The 22,362-nt window shown below is 39.2% G+C and carries 17 protein-coding genes, 1 tRNA gene and 1 pseudogene; 5 read left to right on the top strand and 14 right to left on the bottom strand.

Going from position 1 to position 22,362, the window contains the following annotated elements; all coding sequences use genetic code 11:
* Nucleotides 1-268: 268 nt before the first annotated feature.
* A pseudogene (locus tag HMPREF1528_RS06450) lies at nt 269-2,515 on the top strand (helix-turn-helix domain-containing protein); the annotation flags it as partial.
* A gap of 47 nt (nt 2,516-2,562) precedes the next feature.
* Here HMPREF1528_RS06450 and HMPREF1528_RS06445 read toward each other — a convergent pair.
* The 12 genes from HMPREF1528_RS06445 to HMPREF1528_RS06390 all read right to left on the bottom strand — a co-directional run bounded on the left by HMPREF1528_RS06445 (nt 2,563) and on the right by HMPREF1528_RS06390 (nt 14,824).
* Nucleotides 2,563-3,069 carry an outer membrane beta-barrel protein gene (locus HMPREF1528_RS06445; RefSeq protein WP_009410900.1) on the bottom strand — a complete coding sequence of 169 codons (507 nt, stop codon included), beginning with the start codon at nt 3,067-3,069 and terminating at the stop codon, nt 2,563-2,565.
* Nucleotides 3,070-3,187: 118 nt separating this feature from the next.
* Nucleotides 3,188-3,667, bottom strand: a complete 480-nt coding sequence (locus HMPREF1528_RS06440) for an ExbD/TolR family protein (protein WP_002673265.1) — start codon at nt 3,665-3,667, stop codon at nt 3,188-3,190.
* Nucleotides 3,668-3,679: 12 nt separating this feature from the next.
* The gene (locus HMPREF1528_RS06435; RefSeq protein WP_002673266.1) at nt 3,680-4,294 is read right to left on the bottom strand and encodes an ExbD/TolR family protein; all 615 of its coding nucleotides are present in this window, start codon (nt 4,292-4,294) and stop codon (nt 3,680-3,682) included.
* Between the two features lie 6 nt (nt 4,295-4,300).
* Complete coding sequence (locus tag HMPREF1528_RS06430) at nt 4,301-4,732, bottom strand: hypothetical protein (protein ID WP_016479098.1); 432 nt, start codon at nt 4,730-4,732, stop codon at nt 4,301-4,303.
* Nucleotides 4,733-4,760: 28 nt separating this feature from the next.
* On the bottom strand, nt 4,761-5,492 hold the full coding sequence (locus HMPREF1528_RS06425) for a MotA/TolQ/ExbB proton channel family protein (protein WP_002673269.1): 732 nt from the start codon (nt 5,490-5,492) through the stop codon (nt 4,761-4,763).
* 72 nt (nt 5,493-5,564) lie between these two features.
* Nucleotides 5,565-5,652 (bottom strand) — tRNA-Ser (locus HMPREF1528_RS06420).
* A 69-nt stretch (nt 5,653-5,721) separates the two neighbouring features.
* Entirely contained in the window at nt 5,722-6,750 is a 1,029-nt protein-coding gene (locus HMPREF1528_RS06415) for an asparaginase (RefSeq protein WP_016479097.1), read from the bottom strand.
* Complete coding sequence (locus HMPREF1528_RS06410) at nt 6,737-7,870, bottom strand: 1-acyl-sn-glycerol-3-phosphate acyltransferase (RefSeq protein WP_002673277.1); 1,134 nt, start codon at nt 7,868-7,870, stop codon at nt 6,737-6,739. The genes HMPREF1528_RS06415 and HMPREF1528_RS06410 overlap by 14 nt, the downstream gene beginning before the upstream one ends.
* A 72-nt stretch (nt 7,871-7,942) precedes the next feature.
* Nucleotides 7,943-8,704, bottom strand: coding sequence for a TatD family hydrolase (locus tag HMPREF1528_RS06405; protein WP_016479096.1), 762 nt, complete (start codon nt 8,702-8,704; stop codon nt 7,943-7,945).
* 256 nt (nt 8,705-8,960) lie between these two features.
* A complete protein-coding gene (locus HMPREF1528_RS06400) occupies nt 8,961-10,181 on the bottom strand; it encodes a DUF6051 family protein (RefSeq protein WP_016479095.1) in 1,221 nt (406 codons plus the stop codon).
* A 68-nt stretch (nt 10,182-10,249) separates the two neighbouring features.
* The gene (locus tag HMPREF1528_RS06395; protein ID WP_016479094.1) at nt 10,250-11,758 is read right to left on the bottom strand and encodes a RagB/SusD family nutrient uptake outer membrane protein; all 1,509 of its coding nucleotides are present in this window, start codon (nt 11,756-11,758) and stop codon (nt 10,250-10,252) included.
* A gap of 9 nt (nt 11,759-11,767) precedes the next feature.
* Complete coding sequence (locus HMPREF1528_RS06390; RefSeq protein WP_016479093.1) at nt 11,768-14,824, bottom strand: SusC/RagA family TonB-linked outer membrane protein; 3,057 nt, start codon at nt 14,822-14,824, stop codon at nt 11,768-11,770.
* Nucleotides 14,825-15,300: 476 nt separating this feature from the next.
* Between HMPREF1528_RS06390 and HMPREF1528_RS06385 the strand changes: the two genes are divergently transcribed.
* A complete protein-coding gene (locus HMPREF1528_RS06385; protein ID WP_198010004.1) occupies nt 15,301-15,846 on the top strand; it encodes a hypothetical protein in 546 nt (181 codons plus the stop codon).
* A 277-nt stretch (nt 15,847-16,123) separates the two neighbouring features.
* Nucleotides 16,124-17,377, top strand: a complete 1,254-nt coding sequence (metK, locus tag HMPREF1528_RS06380; protein WP_016479091.1) for a methionine adenosyltransferase — start codon at nt 16,124-16,126, stop codon at nt 17,375-17,377.
* 160 nt (nt 17,378-17,537) lie between these two features.
* On the opposite strand, the gene HMPREF1528_RS06375 is transcribed toward metK, so the two are convergent.
* Both HMPREF1528_RS06375 and HMPREF1528_RS06370 read right to left on the bottom strand, forming a co-directional pair.
* Nucleotides 17,538-18,794, bottom strand: coding sequence for a hypothetical protein (locus HMPREF1528_RS06375; protein ID WP_016479090.1), 1,257 nt, complete (start codon nt 18,792-18,794; stop codon nt 17,538-17,540).
* A 28-nt stretch (nt 18,795-18,822) separates the two neighbouring features.
* A complete protein-coding gene (locus HMPREF1528_RS06370) occupies nt 18,823-19,962 on the bottom strand; it encodes a TlpA family protein disulfide reductase (RefSeq protein ID WP_016479089.1) in 1,140 nt (379 codons plus the stop codon).
* A 658-nt stretch (nt 19,963-20,620) separates the two neighbouring features.
* Here HMPREF1528_RS06370 and carA point away from each other — a divergent pair.
* Both carA and HMPREF1528_RS06360 read left to right on the top strand, forming a co-directional pair.
* Nucleotides 20,621-21,721 carry a glutamine-hydrolyzing carbamoyl-phosphate synthase small subunit gene (gene carA / locus HMPREF1528_RS06365; RefSeq protein ID WP_016479088.1) on the top strand — a complete coding sequence of 367 codons (1,101 nt, stop codon included), beginning with the start codon at nt 20,621-20,623 and terminating at the stop codon, nt 21,719-21,721.
* Nucleotides 21,722-21,829: 108 nt separating this feature from the next.
* A complete protein-coding gene (locus tag HMPREF1528_RS06360; protein WP_016479087.1) occupies nt 21,830-22,300 on the top strand; it encodes a DinB family protein in 471 nt (156 codons plus the stop codon).
* The last annotated feature ends 62 nt before the right edge of the window (nt 22,301-22,362 follow it).

Genomic DNA, 22,362 nt, shown 5'->3' with positions numbered 1-22,362 from the left:
CCACTCCTTTACAATTACTTTTCAGTACCTTTTTTACAAAAAAACGTTCACTCTTAACCATTCACTTTCAACTATTTATATACCCTTTCTATACCAATCGTCCAAGATTCGTATAAGCTTCCTATAAGCTTCCTATAAGCTTTCTATAAGCTAAACCTACCCTCCTTCCTACCAAAATTTGGCTGTGTAGTTCACACCTAATTTGTTAATTTGCTAATTAAAATAAGTTTCGTATCTTTGCGTTTTAAATGATAACAACCAAACAAATGGTATGGAAGAGTACGTACTTACACTTGTAAATCAAACAAATAGAAATATTTTTCTCACAGGGAAAGCAGGAACAGGTAAAACTACTCTGCTACACAAAATCATCAATACTTGTTATAAAAATACGGTGGTAGTTGCCCCTACGGGTATTGCTGCTCTCAATGCTGGTGGCGTAACCATTCATTCGATGTTCCAACTCCCTTTTGCTTCTTTCTTACCAACACTCAGCAATCCCCCTATTGTGAATGAATTCTTGCGCTTCGAAAACCAATTTTCTTTGCGAAAACACTTCCAAATGCACAAAAATAAACAGCAGGTTATCCGCAATATGGAATTGCTAATTGTAGATGAAGTGAGTATGCTCCGTGCCGATGTGCTCGATGCTATGGACTATATGTTGCAGTTTATCCGAAAAGACAAACGACCCTTCGGAGGCGTACAAGTGCTCTTCATCGGCGATTTATTACAGTTGCCCCCCGTAGTTAAACAAGAGGAATGGGAAGTGCTCAAACATTATTATAAAGGAATGTATTTTTTTCAGTCCGAAGTCATAACTCAAAATCCTTTGCTATATGTAGAACTCGAAACCATTTACCGACAAACTGATAAGCTATTTATCTCCATTTTAAATCACTTGCGTGAAAACCAACTTACCTCTGACGATATCAAACAGTTAGAAAAGTATGTACAGCCAGATTTCCCTAAAAAACACCTAAAAGATTATATCACTCTTACCACTCACAACGCTAAAGCCGATGCAATGAACCAACGCGAAATGAGTAAGCTCACTTCTCCCCTATTCTCTTACGAGGCTGATATTGTTGATGATTTTCCCGAATACCTCTACCCTATCGAAAAAGTCATTCAGCTAAAAGAAGGCGCAAGAGTAATGTTCATCAAAAATGACATTTCAGGAGAACACCTGTTTTTCAACGGAAAGATGGGTACAGTGGTCTCTCTTTCCGAAGGTGAAATTACCGTGAAATTAGACGGTGGAAGGGTCATAAACGTCGAACGCTACGAATGGGAAAACGTACGATATAAACTGAATGAAACAAGCAAAGATATAGAAGAAGAGCGCCTGGGCTCGTTTACCCAATACCCATTGCGCTTGGCGTGGGCAATTACCATACACAAAAGTCAAGGGCTCACTTTCGAGAAAGCCATCTTAGATTTGGCAAGCGTATTTGCCTCAGGTCAAGCCTATGTAGCATTTTCGCGCCTGCGCTCGTTAGACGGCTTGATTTTGCTTTCCTCAGTAAGTGCTAATGGTATCAACAACAATGGTGAAGTGATAGGTTATGCCGAGAACAAAGCCTCCGAAAAAGAAGTACAAACCGCTTGTTATACAGGAAAAACCGAATTTTTGCAGGAGAATATTCTAAACACTTTCCAATGGAATACTCTTTTAGAAGAATGGGTGTTACACCGCAATAGTTATTCAGGTGAAATTGGCAATAAGAACCTATATAAAGATTGGGCATCACAGCAGTTAGTAAGAGTGCAAGAACTCGTTACCGTCTCCGAAAAATTCATCAAGCAACTCAAAACACTTTTCAATAATGCAACCGATGTTCAGCATATTTTCGAACGCGTAGCCAAAGGTATCACTTATTTTACACCGCTCTTAGAACAATTGTGGTATGAAGTGCTATTAGTTGAAGGAAAGATAGCCAATCAGAAAAAAGTCAAACAATTTTTCACCGAACTAAAAGAGTTAGACAATAGTCTTTCCGAAACGCTAAAGAAGCTCTTCCGCTTAGAACAAATGATACAATTAGTACAATCCGACCAACCTTTTGATAAAGAAAAGATACATTCAGCCAAATTAGAAACTTTGTACAGTGAACTCACCGGAAAAATTAATAATATTTTAAAGAACGAAAAACTCTTTATAGGCGAATATCCTCTCTCCAAAGACGATAAGCCCAAGAAGGAAAAACGCTCTACTTATGATATTACACTTCAGTTTTGGAAAGAAGGTAAAACAGTAGCCGAAATAGCCAAAGAGCGTACACTATCACAGGCTACTATCTATTCTCACATAGCCAAATGCATAGAACAAGACAAAATTGCTATTACTGAGGTACTTCCTGAGGAAACTATCAATGAACTGAATACAATTTTTAAAGAAAACGAAGAACTTACTACCCTGAAAAGTCTTTATGAAAAGACAGAAGAAAGATACAGTTGGGACGAATTGCGTTTATTCAGAGCTTACTTACTAAAAGAAGCTAAAAAAACATAATAAAAAAGGGACTCCCTCAGAAGTCCCTTTTTTCATTTTTTAAGTTATTAAAATCTATAAGTAACACCTGCTTTAAAACCTCCTGTTGCAAAAGAGTTGTGTTCTACAAACAACTCAGCATTCACACCGAAGTTTTCTGTAAAGAAGTAACGCCCCCCTGTTTGAAGACGCACTGCAAATCCTGAGTCATAATAAGGATCCCAATTGTCATATTTATAATCATTATTCCAATTGTAATATCCCAAACTTAAACCACCGTACAAATCTACGTTTGAAGGAAGTCTTCTTATAAGTTTATTGAAGTGGTAATTACTCGTAGCTAAAACACCTATATTATTGTATTTTACGCTATTGTAGTTTCTACCACGGTAAAATAACTCACCTCCTACAGTTATTTGGTCGTTAATCCCAACGTCCACTGAACCATATATCATAGCTCCTGGACCTGAAACACCAAGACCTCCATTAATTTGTACATCACCAGCCCCAAACGACTGTGCTGAAGCTACTCCTGCACTGAGGAGTAATCCAAAAAGTAAAACGATTTTTCTCATAAATAATTACTATTAACTTGTTTTAATAATGCAAAAGTAATATTTTTATTGATAATAACAAAAAAAGACTACCCTAATTTTTAAGGTAGTCTTTTTAACACAGAAATATGTTTCTTATTTATTTTTGATTTAAAGGAGAACCTTCACGAGCGATATAAGTCAATTTCAAGGCATTAACATCTTGTAATTTCTCACGAATATCACTCACTAATCCCATATTGGTATCAGCATCTACTTTCAAAGCGGTCATAAATACATCTTTTAGTGCATCGCGTAAACCTTCTCTATAATTCAATATATAGTGGCTTACCTCCGAAACATCAATGAATTTATCGTTCACTTGGATTTTAGCGTTTACACCAAACTTAGCCTGATACTTAGGAAGTGGTTTCCCTGCATAAATGTACACAACTGGGTCTTTCTTGTCCAATTTTTGTACCTGATCTGCCACTGGCAACTTATTTTGTACCATCAAATCACTATCTTTAGATTCTGTTACTGTCATAAAGAAGAACAAAAGCATAAAGATGATATCTGGCAAAGAAGCCGTAGAAACAGCGGGCGTTTCGCCACTTTTCTTTTTTGTAAATTTTGACATATCCTTCTAATTTTAGTGTTTCTTAGGTGCTGTTTCAAGCAATTTTCTTGGGAATAGCTCCTGTAATTTCACGATTTTAGGTTCTAACGCATCTTTCCTGTCTTTAGGAGTACGAGCTGCGTTAAATTCTTCCTCTATCTGAACGTAAGGTACTTCGTTAGGGAACAAACGTCTGCGTTCACGCTCACGTAACTCATTATATGCCTTAATCAATTCATTTTGTACAGCTATATAAGTGTGATATGAAGTTTCACGGTCGTTGCGCAAAGAAATAACTGCTTTATCTGGGTTGTCTGATGATAGAGGGTCTCTTTTACCTTTACAGTAAGTACAAGAACCATCTCCATTGTTATCCAAGAAATTAAGCGCTGTTTCTTTTACGTCTTTAAGTTCCTTAACTTCGTTGTTTATTAACAACTGGTTGTACTTGTTCACTACCACTACCAATACGTTTTTCTCTTTTACTGGTGGAGGTGGTGGCGTATTTTCTTGTGGTTTAGGAGGTAACTTTACAGTAATCCCTGAGTTGCTCTCAATAGTTGTCGTTACCAAAAAGAATATCAACAACAAGAAAGCAATATCAGCCATTGAACCTGCATTTACCTCGGGTGCGGAACGTTTTGCCATAATTTCTTATTTCATTAGTGCTTTTTTCACATTGGAAGCTATAAGAGCTACTATGGCTGTCGCCACCAATATGTACAAAGCGATTAAACCTGTGCTTACCCATTTTCTTACAGATTCGCTGGCTTTCTTCACTTCGTCACTGGCATTAGCTTCTACAGCTCCTGATGAGAAGATATAAGCTAAAAGAAGAACTACCACAAATCCTCCTGTATAGATAAGCGTTTTCTTAAGTGCTTTTGGTGAAGCTAAAATGTTTTGTGCCGCTGATATGATTACTGCCAACAAAGCAATACCTAAAAGAACATAAGTGAGCACAAACAAAGCTTGCATTGTACCATTGTTGGGATCCTCAGCGTTTGTAAAGAAAGACAAAACAATCCATAGAACCACCCCAATTACGCCCAAAGCAAGAGCTCCATATTTTGCTATTTTATACATACTTAAAGTTGTTTAATGGGTGAATAAATTATTTCATTTTTCTTGCTACTAAAAGGTCTATCAATGAGATAGAAGCATCTTCCATATCATTTACGATAGCGTCGATTTTAGCAATGATGTAGTTGTAAAATACTTGTAGAATCATCGCTACAATCAAACCAAACACTGTAGTAAGCAAGGCAACCTTGATATCACCAGCAATCAATGATGCGTCCAAACCACCAGCTGAACTAATCTTATCGAACGCTTCAATCATACCAATTACCGTACCCATAAACCCTAACATCGGTGCAATAGCAATAAAGAGCGAAATCCAAGATACGTTCTTTTCTAATTGTCCCATCTGTACACCTCCGTAAGATACTACTGATTTTTCAACCATATCAATACCTTCTGATGAACGGTCAAGACCTTGATAGAAAATAGATGCAACAGGGCCTTTTGTATTACGGCACACTTCTTTAGCTGCCTCAATACCTTTGCTATCCAATGCCTCTTCAATATCGGCAATTAGCTTTTTAGAATTGGTAGTCGCCATATTGAGGTAAATAATTCTCTCAATAGCTACTGCCAAACCAATAATCAAGCAGAGCAAGATTGGAGCCATATAGGCAGGACCCCCTTCAATGAAACGCTCTTTAAATACTTGGTGGAAGCCTTTGCTTTGTTGCATCGCTTCAGTTGCTTCCTGAGCGCTAACCATAGCCACGTTTAAAATTAACATTGCTACTAGAAGTAGCTTAGATGACATTTTTTTCATTTGTTTAATCTTTTTAAATTGTTAGTTAATAATTTAATGTTTAATAATTATTCTGTTTTTTTTAGAAAGAAGCAGAGAGGAAGGGATTCGAACCCTCGATACGCTTGTGGCGTATATACACTTTCCAGGCGTACTCCTTCGACCACTCGGACACCTCTCTCTATGCTGTTTCTGAATGCCAAAGTAACAAATTATTTTTCTATCCCACAAGTTTTTTCTTAATTTTTTGCTAAATTTCTCCAGCTATATTTTCTTCAAACTTGATTTTGAATAGTTTATGAGAAATATTTTTTTTAAGCAAAAGCATCAATTTTGTGATTGCGGACTCGGTTGTGAGGTCTTTTCCGTCTATCACTCCCATCTTTTTGAGGGCTTCACTCGCTTCATATTTGCCCATCATCACACTACCTCCAGAACACTGGGTAACATTCACTATATGTATTCCTTTATTAATAGCACTCTGCAAACTCTCTACAAACCACGCATCGGTAGGAGCATTACCTGAACCGTAGGTTTCTAACACTACCCCTTTCAGATTTGGGATATTGAAAATACCATTCAGTATAGATGCAGTAATGCCTGGGAACATCTTGATAATCGCTACATTAGTTTCAAAATCTTTCCACACTTCTAAGTGTTGCTTTTGCTTGCGGGGTAAAAGGTTCTCTTTCATTACCTTTAAATGTACACCACTTTCTACCAACAGAGGGTAGTTCAGCGATGCAAAAGCTTGAAAGTGCTCGGCGTTTATTTTGGTAGTACGGTTGCCTCGGTAGAGCTTGTACTCGAAATAGAGTCCTACTTCTTGTATCACCGGCTCACCATTTTCTTTTAGGGCTGCCAGCTGTATAGAGGTAATGAGGTTCTCTTTGGCATCGGTGCGCAAATCGCCTATCGGAAGTTGTGAACCGGTAAATATTACAGGTTTAGTAAGCCCTTGTAGCATAAAGCTTAGAGCCGAAGCCGAGTAGCTCATCGTATCACTGCCGTGGAGCACTACAAAACCATCGTAGTGATTATACTCTCTTTCAATCACCTCAGCAATTTCAATCCAATGCTGGGGGTTCATATCCGAGGAGTCTATCACTTTCTCAAACGAGTGCACCGAAATTTCACAATCTAAGTGCGAGAGCTCAGGAATACGCTTGTAAAGATTATCAAACTCGAAAGCGCGCAAGGCTCCTGTTTGGTAGTCCTTTATCATCCCGATAGTCCCCCCCGTATAGATGAGGAGCACTTTTGAATTATTGGTTTCCATCGAATTTGTTCTTTACAGGATTGGCGTACATCTCTAAAAACTTCTTTTGTGAAAGGTCTTCAGAATTGCTTCGGTTGTTCATTCGGCGTTCAAAACGTCGAAAATCTTTTTCGTTGTAGTATTCCTTATATATAGAGGTGTCGTTCAGCAAATCATAAGCAATATAATTCGCAGGAAACAACTTGTACTGTTGATGAATAGCTCTGTCTAAACATTCAGCTAAGGCTTGCAATTGCTTGTTAAGATGCTGATGTGTGGCTTCTATAGTGTCTATCTGGTCGTACAGCGGTTGTCCTACCGAAATATGCACACGTCCTTTTTGTCCCAACAAGCCTTGAATGATGTTCTCAAAATCCTCTTTTTTAGATTTCACGTATTCTACCCCGTTATGTTGGGCAATAAGTGCAGGCAACTTCAACACATCGGTGGGGTCAAACTCATAGGAAATCGACATCGGTACTAAATTAAGTGTCTTCAGGTACTGCAAAGGTGATATATCTTCGGGAGCATTAAGGGTGAGCATCTTCAAAACCCCTTGCTGGGTACGGTCGTCGCCGTTCTTAGTACGCCCTTCTCGTTGCGCAATCCACACATTGCGATGCTCTTCTGTAATGCAGTGGTAAATGTATTCCGATACCAATTTAGAATGCTCCAAAGCCTCTCGTGGGGGCAGACTCCTATATATAATGATATTTCTGTTGAGCATCGCCAATATCTTCAAATACTTTTTCCTGAGCAAATTGTCGCCCATCGCCGAAGCCGTCATCGAGAGGTGATTATCGTATAGGGCAACGTTTAATAAGGAAGTATCTAAAACAATATCGCGGTGATTGGAAACAAATACATAAGCTTTGCGGGGGTCTAAACCGTCAAACCCATCACAGGTAAATTCCGAAATACTTTTCTCAATCGCCTTAGTAACCACTTGATACATTATATCCTCCTGAAAATCTGATACCTTTTGACAAGCAAGCAGTCGTCGCTCTCGCTCCTCAGGAGTTTCATCAGGAAATGCATAAGCCATCATCGCTCGAATCAAAGGATTATCTTTAATTTGCGACAAGGCACGTGCTACTTCGTTGTCGTTAAACGGACGTATGGACTTGAAATAATCGGTCATTTCAGATACTCTATATTCTCTTGTTTTGGATAACGAAAGGCAAAGTAACAAAATATATTTGATAATACCTAATTAAATCTTAAATATATTTGTAGCATTTTCGTCAGTAAGGCGTATAATCTCGCTTTCGGGCAAAGCATATATATCCGATAATTTCTCTACAACTTTCACTATATAAGCACTTTCGTTGCGTTTCCCGCGGTAAGGTACTGGTGCCAAATAAGGTGAATCGGTTTCTAAAACGATATGCTGTAAATCTATATTTTTTAAAAACTGGTCTATCTTTCCGTTCTTAAAAGTTACCACTCCGCCAATACCTAAATGTAAGCCGTAGCCAATAGCGCGCTGAGCTTGCGCTTCTGTACCCGTAAAGCAGTGAAAAATGCCAAAAAGGTCGTCACTTTTTTCAGTTTCTAAAATCTCAAACACTTCGTCGAAAGCCTCTCGACAGTGAATAACAATAGGCAACTGATGCTTTTTAGCCAACTGTATTTGCCACTGGAAAGCCTCTTGTTGCTCTTTGAGAAAAGTTTTATCCCAATAAAGGTCGATGCCTATTTCGCCAATAGCACAAAAGAAATGCGATTGCATCAAATTCTCAACGTGCGCAAGTTCCTCCTGATAGTTTTCTTTCACGCTACAAGGGTGCAGACCGTTCATTAGGAAAACGTAGTCAGGATAATCGTTTTTCAGCTGAAACATTCGCTGGGTATAGCTCGCATCAATAGCTGGGATAAAACAACGGGTTACGCCAGCTGTTTTGGCTCGTGCGATCATCTCAGTACGGTCAGCGTCAAATTCTTCTGAATATAAGTGTGTATGTGTATCTATCATCAGTTGTCAGCCGTTAGTGTTTAGTAGTTATTTACAATTATATAGGTTAAATACATCACAAGTGCAACTCCTAATAGCCAATATTTCTATAACCTTTCTTTGCCTTATCCTCGGTATAGATTCGTCTTTCCTTCGTCTTTTGTTCGTCCTTTAGCCACTGTAGAGCCACTGTAGACCCACTGTAGACCCACTCTTCGTTCACCTTCCCTTCGTCTTTTGTTTATCATTCGTTATTCCTGTACTTCCCTTTTACCTTTTATCTTTTACCTAAATAAAACGCTACTGCCGATGTTACAAACCTCTCAAAAGCCTCGGTTACTTGAGGAGCGTTCTTGGTAGTGAGAGCAAACGGACTCATATGGGTATACGGATAAGGAAAATCTTCTATTTGTACCTCTATATTGATATTTCTGTAGCCTCCTTTAAGAGTGTTGAGTGCCTCAATAGGAGGTGTTACCTCGTCCTTCTCCAATACTAAAGCTTTGATTTGCTTCTCCAACTGCAAAAAGCGCTGTTCACGTTCTTTCTGGTAATAGTTGTAGCGCAACATCGTTTTGAACCAACCCTCACCAAAATGAAGGTTACTGTCTTGATAATGTCTTAGGCGGTCGTCGTTTTTGAAATTGGTGCTAAGCAGTTCGGCAAAGGTTTTCTGCATTGTTATCGCTGCACGTCCGTCCATTATGTATTTAGAGATGGGGAACATACGGTCGATAGTCATACCTCCGCAGAAGCAAAAGAGTTTGGAATTAGTAAAATAGTCTTTGGGATTTGCCATCATCAATATTACAGAAAGGAAAGAGCCTATGGAATACCCAAATAGGTCTACCGTAGCCGTAGGTGCAATGGTAGGGAGCAAGCCCGCTTTCAGGTCGGTGATGAGCTGTACTATATCGTTATACGTTTGCAAACCCGACCAAAAGAGACGTTGAGGAAAGGCATCTAAACGCGTAGAAGTCGCCGCATTCACATAAGAGGTTTCCGAATTATCCGGAAACTCATTCATACGCTTTTGTGCAATAATGTACATTTCTTGGCGAGAGCTCCATCGCTCAGGGGCACGACTCATATGGAAGGCTATTGGAAAGAGCATTACTGCCTTACCTGTTTGTGTTGCCAATCCATAAGCCCACGGTAAGTATTTATCCCATTTCTTTTCGTTGAGTCCGTGGAATACAATAATCACCCCTTCAGCTTTTGGAGTTCCCAAAGGTTGTATTATATGATACTGGAAATGAATATTACAATCCACATCATAATCAGCCCAATGGAGGTCGTCTTGCGCATCATTAAGCTGAGAAGGAAACGATAAGTTATGCTCTTGGCAAAACAAATGCGGACTTCCTGGCAAGTAATACTTAGCCCCTTCGGAGAAGAAGCTATTATGCAAAATACGAATACCCAGCTCGGGTAATTCGGTATCGCGCTGGGTATCGAAAACTGTTTTTAGTTTTTTGTATAATTCGTAATATTCCATATTTTTATAAATTAGAAAATTAGCAAATTAGCAAATTTTCACATTTACTAATTTGCTAATTATTAGGATTACCAATTAGGATTTTGTTTCCAATTGCCTTGTTCGTAGTCTATATCATCTACTGGCATAGGCCATACTATTTTGTAATAGTAATTACTTCCTACCTGAATATTGAGTTCACTATAATCAGAGGCAGGAGTATTCCTAATAGCCGTTACATCCTGAGGGGTACCTCTTTTTACAGGCAATCCCCAGCGATTAAGGTCATACAGGCGGAAATCTTCAAAAGCTAACTCTCTATTGCGCTCGTTTTGTATGTCGGCAAAAAGGTTGCTTCCTGAGGTAGTAATAGCACTGAGCCCTCTTGCAGCACGTAATAGGTTTAAGTACTTTTTAGCATTAGTTTCATCATTGTTTTTATAGGCAGCTTCGGCTGCTATAAGGTAAGTCTCAGCTATGCGGAAAAGCTTAGCCTTATGCCCATAATAAAAATTATAACTATCAATAGGTTCTAATTCTCTATTTCGAGGGTACTTGTTTACAGCATAAAGAGAGCTAAACCCTACGGTTACTTCTTTCAAGAAAACATCTTTTCGCCAGTCGTCAGTAGTAAATAAATCTATAAAATCCTGAGTAGGCAACACATTAGGATTAGCGTCTATCTGTCCTGGGAAAAAGAAACTTTCACTTTCGCCTAAATAGAGCTCATTGGTATTATCGGAAGTTTCATAAACTCCTGCATTGACAGCTGCGTATAACTGGATAATACTCTCGGTATTATCATCTTCTGTCCATATTTTCTTGAAAGCATCGGCAGAGGTAGCCAGTGGATAGCGATTAGTATTGATAAGTGCTACTGCTACTTGGTAGGCTTGTGCCCAGTCATTTTTATAGAGCAAGACTCTTGCTTTGAGAGCTCTGGCAGCATCGAGGGTGAAAGTATCAGCTCCTGCTGCTCCTGTTTGGTTTGCCAATAAGGTTTCGGCTTTCTGAATATCACTGAGTATAAAATCATAGGTTTCGGCTAAACTACTGCGCGGAGGAAAGTTCTTGAGTGTAGGAGCTGTAAGCAGAGGTAAACCTAAATCGGTAGTTGCTGTACTACTGTTATAAGGCTTGCAGAAGTGCGTAACCAAATAGGTAAAGCAATAGGCTCGCCCTAAGTAAAGAGCTCCTGTAAGTTCTTGTATTTCTGATTGCTCAGGTATATTAGGAAACCCCTTAATACCTGTGTTTATATCTTGAATGATAAGAAAGCGTTCTTTCCATATAGAGGCAGTAGCGTGCTCTGAAGAAGCAAACGTAGACCACCGATGCATATCGGGCAACTTTTCCATTGCTCCCGCAGCTGCATTGAGATAATCGGCTTGGAGGTCTGAGGCATACATCTGTTGCCCCTGATTGTAATCACGCAAAGCGTTATACATCCCGTTTACCCACATCTCGGCATCGCGTTTATTTTTAAAGCTAGTATTCTCACTGGCGTAATTATAGGGGTCTAAGTCCAAACGAGCACAACCCGTAGGCAACGACACCAAAAAAGAACATAAAAGTGCTATATATATTATTTTTTTCATTTTCCCTTTTTAGAATTTAAGTTCTACACCTATAGTAAATTGACGAGCAGGCGGATAACCTCCTCTTGATAACGTATTAGAAAACTCAGGGTCGGCTCCTGAATATTTGGTAATGGTGAAAATATTACGTGCCGATGCATATAGGCGCACCCCTGAAAAGAATCTCATTTGGTCTATTACCTCCTGAGGAAGCGCATAACTTAGACTTATACTCTTCAAGCGCATATAAGAGGCATTTTCGAGTAAGCGGGTATCTTTGCGCATATAGTAAGCACTGCTGAGTTTAGGCAACTCTGTATCATCACCTTCTTGTTTCCAATAGTTAAACAATTCTCTATTGAAATTCTTACCTCCAAAAGTGCTTTGGTTTAAAGTATAGTATCGGTCTTCATTGATGAGCCATTTGCCCAAAGCATAAGAAAATGCCAAATCGAGTGATACATTCTTATAAGTAGCACTTAGCCCAAAACCACCATTGATAGGTGCAAACATTTTCTTACCTGTAGTTTGTATTAGGTCTTCACTGAATTGGGTCGTAACTTTGGAGTCGTCTTTTTGTTGTATCATAGGGTTATCTTCGTTTCGTTGATACCATTCGGCATCTCCATCTTTATTGATACCCTTAAATATTGGCAATGCCCATTGTAATGGTTCATTTAGCCTATATCCATTATTAAAAAGTCTATTCACAAAATTATCTTTGCTCAAAAATAGCGAGGTTACCTTCTGTTCATTGTAATTCATATTGAAATAAGGACGTATGCTTAAATCATTATTCTTACTTCTATACGCAATCGTTGAAATAGTAAGGTCAAAACCTCTATTTTGCATATCACCTATATTATCCGGAATAGAAGTAAAGCCCGACGCTGAGTTTATATAACGTTGTGCAAGAGTTTTATGGGTATTACGCTCATACACTTCAAAATTGATAGTAGTACCTTTGGCGATACCGATATGCAAGCCGAGTGTTGTTTTCTGTTGTTCTTCCCACATAATATCGGGATTACCGAGCATCGCAATAAAATAACCTGGGGTTTGCTTATATAATTTTGAAGCATCTACCAAGGTTCTATTGCGATAATCACCAATAGAAGAGTTGCCGGAAATACCAGTGCTAAAACGCAAATCTAAGCTGGTAAGCCAATTTACCTTTTGCAAAAACTTCTCTTCTTTGAGTTTCCACATTCCTCCTATCGCCCAGAAATTGGCATAGCGATTATTTGAACCAAAAGCTGATGAACCATCACGGCGTGCTGATAAGTCTATAAAATAACGATATTTATAAGAGTATTCCAAACGAGTAAAATAGGAATTAAATCCTGATTCAGACTGGCTATCTCCTACATTATATTCTTTAGTTCCGTGGCTGAGCATTGATAAAGCATCAGAAGGTTGCCCCTTAGACGATGCGTTGAACGAGCGCCACAGCGTTTCGATAGATTCTTGCCCCAATAGGAAGTCAAAATCGTGTAAGTTCTTTATATTCCATTTGTATTGCAATAGGTTAGTATAAGTACGCTGTATGTATTTATTGAGATAGCGAAAGGTTTGTGCTACCGTTTTGCTACTATCATTACTATAACGATAATCTATATAAGAAGGTAGAGGCCCTTTGCTTTCAGTTTCATTTACATTATACTGTATCCCTACTTGGCTTTTAAATGTTAAGTTCTTGATAGGTTCTATTAATAAATACCCTATAGGCAATATATCCTCAGTATAATCAATAGAAGGGTATTTTTCAGCCATATAATCAGGGTGAAAAAAGCCATTTTGACGATTAATAAAAGAAGGAATGTAATTCTTTCTCTTCCCATCGCTCTCTTTGGGAGAATAAATAGGGAGCGACAATATATCGGTTTCACTACCAGCATTCGATACTCCTTCGGCAGTGGTAGTTCCTAAGGAGATTGAAAGTCCTGCTTTAAGCCAATCGGTTATTTGAGTGTCTAAATTAGTATTGAGGTTATAGCGTTTGTAGTCCGAACGCGCCTTAATACCCTGTTGGTCTAAGTAGCCCAACGAAATGTAATAAGAAGTAGTATTACTTCCTCCCGAAATAGACACATCGGTACGTGAGATAGGAGCGAAATCGCGAAAGAAAACTTTATCCCAACGTGTATTATAAGGATTTGCCGCCAAGATACTATCGGCGATAGCTCTTGCCGTAGTTTGAGTGTAGCCCGAACGCCTACCGAAAGCTACAATAGCATTGGGGTCTTTTTTTACCCAAAAGTCCATATACTCTTGTGGGCTCGCCATATTATCAAAGAATTTGCGAGTTACATTGGTGCGCATTGAGAAGCCCAACTGATGATTAATAGTAATATGAGTGCGCTCATTGCGTTTACCTCTTTTGGTAGTAATTAAAATCACCCCATTGGCAGCACGAGCTCCATAAATAGAAGTAGAAGCAGCGTCTTTGAGTACTGTTACGCTCTCTATATCGGTAGGGTTATACATCGTCATTATATCGCCACTCACAGGGGCACCATCTATTATATACAAAGGTTCTGAGACTATCGTCTTATCAAAAACTGACATAAACGTGTTGAGCCCGTGAATGAGTACCGAAGAGCTTGCTCCTGGTCTTCCGGACTCGGTAGTTACCACCATACCTGCCACTTTACCTTGTAGCGCATCGGTGATATTAGCATTAGGGGTCTCGGCAAAATCTTTGCCTTTTACAGTAGCTACCGAAGCCACCGTGCGACTGGCTATTTTTTTGCCTCCATAGCCAGTTACCACTGTACCTTCTAATTGCTGAATATCGTCTTGAAGGACGATATCTATCTGGGTTACACCTGCCGTTACTTTCTTTTCGACGGATTTCATTCCCAAAAATGAATATTTGAGTACATCGCCTATTTGGGCATTGAGGGTATAGTTGCCATCAAAATCAGTAGAAGTACCGTGTTGGGTGCCTTTTATAAAGACAAAAGCGCCCATCATAGGTTCACCCTTCGTGTCTTTCACCGAGCCCTTAATCGTTACATTTTGCGCTAAGGAAGGTAATACCAAAAGGAAAATACCTACAAAAACTAATAAATTTTTCAAATTCATAAATCGCTTTATTTTTCAGTGCAAAGTTTTCTAAAAAAAAATGAGAAAAACAAACAAAAGAAAAAAGAGATTCCTCTTTTAGAATATTTTTCTAAAAATATACTTTAAAACAGAAAATAAATATGTTTCATAGCCTCTTTATTGACAAAATGGCGTTTTTAGAACTTTGAGAGTTTATATACTGAAAATGTGATGAATATATTTTTTATGAGCATTTTTTTGGGTAAAAAAATTTTTATATGGAGCTTATAGGAAGCTTATAGGAAGCTTGAACGAATCTTGGAAGATAGATATAGGAATGTTACTGAAAGCCTTTGTACACCTTGGCTGAGCGCTATAAGGTAGTTACACTTATGTTCTGTTATTGGTTTTTCTAAAAAAGTGTTATCTTATAGAAAAATACGCCATTGTTTATTGATAAGGTAAGATTTGGCTATTTGTAATTATTTATTATCTTTGCCGAAAAATATAAACATATGAATATGAAGCGCTTTTTATCAGCTATCACACTTCTTGTTATGAGCCACTTAGCTTGGTCACAAAGTCCTAACATTTTAGACCCTGATTACCAAAACAGCCGTCCTAACCCTTGGACTTATGGGGGAAATATAGGCATTGGCTACTCTACTTATGGATTGGGGATTGATGTATCGCCACGCTTGGGGTACAAAATCACTGAGGATTTGGAGCTTGCTGCTGTGGTGAATGGTTCTTTTCAAAACTCGGAATACTACCGCAGTTTGTTAGTGGGCGTAGGTCCTGCTTTAACCTATTACATAGGTAGGGTGGCGTATGTGAGTAGTTCTTATCAGCATTATTTTATCTCTCAGAAGCATAAAAGCACCGATTACAAATACAATACTGAGGAAGATGCCTTGTATGTGGGAGCTGGTTATATGCAAAATATGGGGGGTAATGTGTATATACAGATAGGTGTGAGCTACAATGTGCTCTACAAGAAGGACAAAAGTGTTTTCAGCAGTGGTTTTATACCGAGTGTTGGGATAGTGATAGGACTTTAGTGTGAGCCACACAGTGAAGTGCGAGCCACACAGGCAATTAGCACGACAAACAGGTGTGAGCGAATGAACAGTAGAGAAATTTATTTATTTATAATTGTTCATTTATAATTATTTTATACCTTTGCACCGAAAAACATAACAAGAGGACAAATTTGTACTGATTGCAACCTCTTGGGGTACTCCCCGAAAAATGCTAAAACAGTAATCTTTACTTGCTTTTCACGTCGGTTCCCCATTCTTCTTTACAATTGCGTCCTCTACTAAATCATAATTACCAATGGGATATTTATTCACCTCTGAGTCCGTTTCTGAAGGACACCCCGACAAAATCGCAGACCAAATAAGCGATGCTCTAATCGACAACTTTCTTGCTTTCGACCCTCATTCGAAGGTGGCGTGCGAGACTTTAGTTACTACCGGTCAGGTAATATTGGCTGGGGAAGTAAAATCGAACACCTACATAGATGTACAGCAAATTGCGCGCAACGTGATTGAGAAAATTGGCTATACTAAAAGCGACTATATGTTTGAAGCCAAATCGTGTGGTGTGCTTTCGGCAATTCACGAACAATCGCCCGATATCAATCAGGGGGTAGACCGCGGTAACCCCGAAGAACAAGGGGCTGGCGACCAAGGAATGATGTTTGGTTATGCGGTAAACGAAACCGAAAACTATATGCCTCTTGCCTTAGACCTCTCGCACGCTTTGCTGAGAGAATTAGCCGATTTACGTCGTGAAAACAAAGAGATTACCTATTTGCGCCCCGATGCGAAAAGCCAAGTAACCCTTGAATACAGCGATGATAACAAACCGGTGCGCGTGAACACGATTGTGATTTCTACCCAACACGACGAGTTCGACACGGAAAAGAAGATGCTTCAAAAGATAAAAGAAGACATTGTGAACATTCTCATACCGCGTGTGATTAAAAAGTATCCTCAATATGCGCCATTCTTTGACGACAAGATTATTTACCACATCAACCCTACGGGTATCTTCGTGATAGGAGGCCCTCACGGCGATACGGGCTTAACTGGTCGTAAAATTATTGTAGATACGTATGGCGGTAAAGGAGCTCACGGCGGAGGCGCTTTCTCCGGCAAAGACCCGAGCAAGGTAGACCGCAGTGCAGCTTATGCTATGCGACACATCGCTAAGAACTTAGTAGCTGGAGGAGTAGCCGATGAGATATTGGTGCAAGTGAGTTACGCCATAGGGGTAGCCGAACCTACGGGCGTGTACGTAAATACTTATGGTACAGCTAAGGTAAACCTCACCGATGGTGAAATAGCGAAGAAGATACAAGAAATCTTCCCTTTGCGCCCGTATGACATAGAACAACGCCTGAAACTACGCAATCCTATTTATAGCGAAACAGCATCTTACGGACATATGGGACGTACACCTAAGGTGGTAACCAAAGTGTTCTCGTCACCTTATCACAAGACAAAAAAGATAGAAGTAGAGCTTTTTACTTGGGAAAAGTTAGACTTTGTAGAGAAAGTAAAAAACACTTTTTTTAATGATTAATGATTAGCAGTTAATGTTAATACTAATATAAAGAAGGCTGTCTGATATAAAACAGACAGCCTTCTTTTATTTTTTAGGAGGTGATATACAATGCAAATTAAATAGTTAGGAGGGAGAATATATGATAGAAAAACGACTTTTCACTTTCTAATATTCTCTCTTAAAGCTCTATTTGGTATTGCAATACAAAAGTACCTAAGCGAGTACTTACCTTTTTATCAGTAGCATCGAAGATAGGGCGGTTCTCATAGCCTAAGGAGAGTTTGCTCTTTTGTCCGTTAAAATAAGTATTCACGCCTACTGAATAGATATTCACGTTGCTGTTGAGGGCTTTATAGTTAGCAAATCGCCAGCCTGCATTGGGTTGTACACGGATATTACAATTTTCCCATTTAGGAAGCAGATAGCCTAATTGCAAGAATAAGGTACTACCTGTACCTATGGCGGGAGTAGCATTGCCAGCTCCATTAAGAGAGGTTCCTCCTGCAAAAATGCTATTAGCACCCACACTTCTCACATAATCACTACCAAAATGAGTGCTGTTAAAGCCTAAATAAGCGGTAATAGCGTCGTTGCGTTCAGAAATAGGAGTATCTATAAAAAAGTCGATTCCTAAATTGAAGTAATCGCGATAGGAAGTATTAGTTCCATCAGTGATTTCTCTCATTTTAGCTTGATATTCATAGCCAATACCGAGATTCATTATGTGTTTAGTTCCTAAATAAGTGCCATTACCTCCGCTAGTAGGCAATTTGTTGCTCTCATCGTCCCAAAACTCATATTTTAGGTAAGAGGAAGTAAGCACTTTGGGTTGCCCTTTGCTATAATTAAAAGCTGTACGAACATTATCAGAGGGGGCAGGTGAATTTTGCAAAGACACAAAATAATCAATTTTTCCTAACTGACCTTTGGCGTAAACACCTATCCTACGCCCCATATCATCGAAATGATTAAGGGTGTTAAGATAATAAACGGAAGGGTCGAGAGTGAGCATAAAGCCGTTAGAGAAAGCGTTGGAAAAGCGCCCAGCTCCTGCAAAGGTGGTCTTGGCTACCCCAATGCTCAATTTTTCGCTAAAAGTATACTGACCGAGCACGTCAAGCAGACGGAAATCGGAGCTTTGGAGGGTACTTTGGTTGAGATTGTTATTTCCCATTAGGATATAGAACAACCATTTCTTTTCTACTTGGGCGAAGAAACCTAAGCGATAACGCCTTACAGAAAGGTCGAATACCTTATCGGCAGGTTCACCTTGTACGGTAGTACCAGGGTTTGTTTCGGTAAGACGAGCCCAAAACTGTCCACGTACAATACCTTGAATAAAAGTGTCGCCTTCTTCGTCGAAATTATGACGAAGCAACTGAGCTGAGGCAGGAATTGCCACCAATAAAGCTACTAAAAATAGAATTCTTTTCATTTTATGGTATGTTTATGGTTTAAAAAAGTTACTTGGCTTTGGGATTGTTAATAGCCATCAAATGGGTATCTATGAGTTTCTTTAAATTCTCATCGGAAGGCATTGGTGCATTGCTATTGATGATATTACCCTGTGCATCGATAAGCATATAGCGAGGGATACTTCGCAAGTCGTACAAAAACTTATAAGTATCTTTCACTTCTGGGGTGGTATACAGATGAATACCACTTAGTTTATCATTCTTTACCATCTCTTTCCACGCTTCTTTATCACGGTCTACTGAAATACTGAGAAAGACAATAGGCTTACCTTTATAGGATTGCTGTAAGGCTTCTAAGGCGGGCAACTCTTTACGGCAATCAGGACAATAAGTAGCCCATATATCTACAAATAGCAATTTACCTTTGAGGGGTAAACTCTCATATTTCACTTCTTTATCGTTCAAGTCGGTAAGAGCTTTAAAAAGAGGGAAAGGTTGTCCTGCTTTAAGTCGGTTTACTGTAGCAATGCGTCCTGAAAGAGCGTTTAACAGTTCGTTATCTTTTACTGCCTTTTGCACTAAGGCTATAATCTGTTCATTGGTAGTCTCAGCCGAGGTAGCCGATACGCCTTCGATGAGCAAAGGGGTGAGATCTTCTTTAATATTTTGTGATTTGAGCGTATTGAAATCGGCTAAAATCTTACCCCACGGGTCGTTGAACTCATACTGCACTTGATAGCGATAGATTTTCAGTTGGAAGCAATTATGCACTAAGGTTTTATAAGTATTATACGCATCGAAATCGGTAGCGTTATCTAAATCTACATCTTTAAGAGATTCTTCCAAGGCTTTGATAGCAGGGGCTTCTTCTTCGGTATATTTACGATGATTCAGTAAATAAGCAGAAGTAAGAGACAAGAGTTCGTATTGGTTCTCTTTCTCTTCTTTAACTACAAAATCAGAAGGTAATCCTTTAGCGTTAGTTAACACCTCAGCGCATTGTTTACTTATCGCTTGTAGGTTCTGCTGAAAAGCAACGGGGTTCTGCCCTAAAAGTTCATTTTGCTTTTCGGGAGTTTGCAAACCTATAGCTTCCTTTTGTTGCTGATACGCTTTTATAGCTTCTTCAGGATTGGTACAAGCACTCAATCCTAACACAATGAGAAATGCAATAAATAGTTGTTTCATAGCTTTAGAATTTAAAATAATGACAAAGGTATAATATTTTTTTGGAAATAGGAACTTTTTTTTATGAATATTTAAATAATGGTTAATGATTAATGAAGGGGTTAAAAGGTAAAAGGTAAAAGGTAAAAGATAAAAGGTAAAAGGTAAAGGGTAGTACAAGGGTAGGTACTATTAGCAAATTTGAAAATTAGTAAATGAGAAATGAAGTGTGAAAAGTTTTTAGAAGAAGGGAATAAGGTTGCAAATTGAAGATTATTGGAAGCTAGGAGGAACAAAAGACGGTGCGAGCCGCACGGGCAAATGAACAAAAGACGAACAAAATATCCTCTCCCCAACCCTCTCCCAAGGAGAGGGAGTGTTGTAACGGAAAAGTGAGACGAACAAATGACGAACAAAAGACGAACAATGAACGAACAAAAGACGAACAAAAGACGAACAATGAGTGGTCTTTCAGTGGCTCTACAACGAACAATAAACGAAGAATAAACGAACGATGAATGGAGATAAGGTGAAGATAAGGTGAAGATAAGATGAATATTGATTGTATTTCAGGGTAATATTGAAATAATTTTAATAGGTTGGGGCTAAAAAATATCATTGATTATTTATATTTCAAAAATATTTTGTACCTTTGCAGTCGATTTAAGGAAATAGCACAATGAAGTATCAACAAAAGAAAAAAGCGGTATTACTCCTTGCTGATGGCACTGCCTTTTATGGTAAAAGCGTTGGCTATGAAGGTGCTGCTTTTGGCGAAGTGTGTTTCAATACAGGTATGACGGGCTATCAGGAAATATTTACTGACCCTTCGTACTTTGGTCAGATTATGGTGATGACCAATGCTCATATTGGCAATTACGGTATCTGTGAAGACGACAACGAATCGAATGGTATGAAAATTGCAGGGCTGGTATGTAGAAATTTTAGTTATGATGCCTCCCGTGCTGTTGCCGAGGAAACCTTGAAAGACTTTTTAGACCGTAACCACTTGGTAGCCATTTGTGAAGTAGATACCCGCGCTTTGGTGAGTTATATTCGTGACAATGGCTCGATGAACGCTGTTATTTCCACAGAAACTGACGATTTAGCACTGCTCAAAGCTCGCTTAAATGAGATTCCTAATATGAAAGGTTTAGAATTGGCATCGAAAGTGTCGGTTACTGAACCTTATTTTTTTGGCAATCCAGAAGCGAAGTACAAAGTAGCAGCGCTCGATTTCGGCATCAAGAAAAATATCTTGCGCAACTTGGCAGCCCGTGATATGTACATCAAAGTATTTCCGTACAACACGCCTTTGGCTGAGCTTAAAGCGTGGAACCCCAATGGCTATTTCTTGTCTAATGGGCCTGGCGACCCCGAACCGCTCACCGAGGTGATTGCCCAAGTAAAGCAGATGATAGCAGAAGATTTGCCTATCTTTGGTATTTGCTTAGGACATCAGATTATTGCACTGGCAAACGGCATTAGCACTTACAAAATGCACAACGGTCACCGTGGTATAAATCACCCTGTGAAGAATTTGCTTACAGGTAAGGACGAGATTACCTCTCAGAATCACGGTTTTGCTGTGAATAGAGCAGAGGCAGAAGCTAACCCTAATGTGGAAATCACGCATACCCACCTAAACGACAATACTGTGATGGGTTTACGAGTGAAAGGCAAGAAGTGTTTCAGTGTGCAGTATCACCCTGAAGCCGCCCCAGGCCCCAACGATGCGACGTATTTGTTTGACCAATTTGTGGAGCAATTGAGGAATTAGAAAATGTGAAAATTGCCCCCGAACCCCCGAAGGGGGACAAGCCGTGAAAAGGATAAGAAGAGTACAAAATATAGGCTAAAAACTAAGGACTAAACACTAACAATTAATATGAAAGAATTACTTACACCCGAAGCATTGCTCACTAACCTAAAAGATGTACGTGCCCTTACCCGCAAAGTGATTGAGACTTTTCCTGAGAAAGACCTCTTTGAGTTCAACATTGCAAACCTGCGTCCGTTTTCAGGAATGGTAGAAGAGTTTTTGAGAGTTATGGACTATCTTTTTAAAGAGAGATTTCAGGAGCAACACACGCTTTTCTTAGAAGGAGCCTTTCCTACTACCAAAGCGGAAGTATTGACTTTGTGGGACAGAGCTACTGAAATTCTCGACCGTGAATGGCAAAAAGTAGGTGATTATACCCAACCATTCACTATTTATCAAATGACTTTCAGCTTTGCCCAATGGATATTATACTTCATTGAAAACGAGAGTCACCATCGCGGACAAGGGTATACTTACCTCCGTGCTTTGGGTATCGAACCGCCTTTCTTTTGGGGAAGAGAAAGCTTTAACAATTGATAATTGACAATTGACAATTAGCATTATAAAGTCAGATAAGTCCGATATCCCTAACCCCTAAA

Origin of the sequence: Capnocytophaga sp. oral taxon 336 str. F0502 (assembly GCF_000411575.1) — a bacterium.
GTDB lineage: Bacteria > Bacteroidota > Bacteroidia > Flavobacteriales > Flavobacteriaceae > Capnocytophaga > Capnocytophaga ochracea.
Note: the sequence above shows the minus strand (reverse complement) of the source record. Positions and strands in the feature narration are given on the sequence as shown.

Coding starts and splice junctions, on each gene's coding strand:
- HMPREF1528_RS06445 (WP_009410900.1), bottom strand. CDS start 3,069: ATGAGAAAAATCGTTTTACTTTTTGGATTACTCCTCAGTGCAGGAGTA.
- HMPREF1528_RS06440 (WP_002673265.1), bottom strand. CDS start 3,667: ATGTCAAAATTTACAAAAAAGAAAAGTGGCGAAACGCCCGCTGTTTCT.
- HMPREF1528_RS06435 (WP_002673266.1), bottom strand. CDS start 4,294: ATGGCAAAACGTTCCGCACCCGAGGTAAATGCAGGTTCAATGGCTGAT.
- HMPREF1528_RS06430 (WP_016479098.1), bottom strand. CDS start 4,732: ATGTATAAAATAGCAAAATATGGAGCTCTTGCTTTGGGCGTAATTGGG.
- HMPREF1528_RS06425 (WP_002673269.1), bottom strand. CDS start 5,492: ATGAAAAAAATGTCATCTAAGCTACTTCTAGTAGCAATGTTAATTTTA.
- HMPREF1528_RS06415 (WP_016479097.1), bottom strand. CDS start 6,750: ATGGAAACCAATAATTCAAAAGTGCTCCTCATCTATACGGGGGGGACT.
- HMPREF1528_RS06410 (WP_002673277.1), bottom strand. CDS start 7,870: ATGACCGATTATTTCAAGTCCATACGTCCGTTTAACGACAACGAAGTA.
- HMPREF1528_RS06405 (WP_016479096.1), bottom strand. CDS start 8,704: ATGATAGATACACATACACACTTATATTCAGAAGAATTTGACGCTGAC.
- HMPREF1528_RS06400 (WP_016479095.1), bottom strand. CDS start 10,181: ATGGAATATTACGAATTATACAAAAAACTAAAAACAGTTTTCGATACC.
- HMPREF1528_RS06395 (WP_016479094.1), bottom strand. CDS start 11,758: ATGAAAAAAATAATATATATAGCACTTTTATGTTCTTTTTTGGTGTCG.
- HMPREF1528_RS06390 (WP_016479093.1), bottom strand. CDS start 14,824: ATGAATTTGAAAAATTTATTAGTTTTTGTAGGTATTTTCCTTTTGGTA.
- HMPREF1528_RS06385 (WP_198010004.1), top strand. CDS start 15,301: ATGAATATGAAGCGCTTTTTATCAGCTATCACACTTCTTGTTATGAGC.
- metK (WP_016479091.1), top strand. CDS start 16,124: ATGGGATATTTATTCACCTCTGAGTCCGTTTCTGAAGGACACCCCGAC.
- HMPREF1528_RS06375 (WP_016479090.1), bottom strand. CDS start 18,794: ATGAAAAGAATTCTATTTTTAGTAGCTTTATTGGTGGCAATTCCTGCC.
- HMPREF1528_RS06370 (WP_016479089.1), bottom strand. CDS start 19,962: ATGAAACAACTATTTATTGCATTTCTCATTGTGTTAGGATTGAGTGCT.
- carA (WP_016479088.1), top strand. CDS start 20,621: ATGAAGTATCAACAAAAGAAAAAAGCGGTATTACTCCTTGCTGATGGC.
- HMPREF1528_RS06360 (WP_016479087.1), top strand. CDS start 21,830: ATGAAAGAATTACTTACACCCGAAGCATTGCTCACTAACCTAAAAGAT.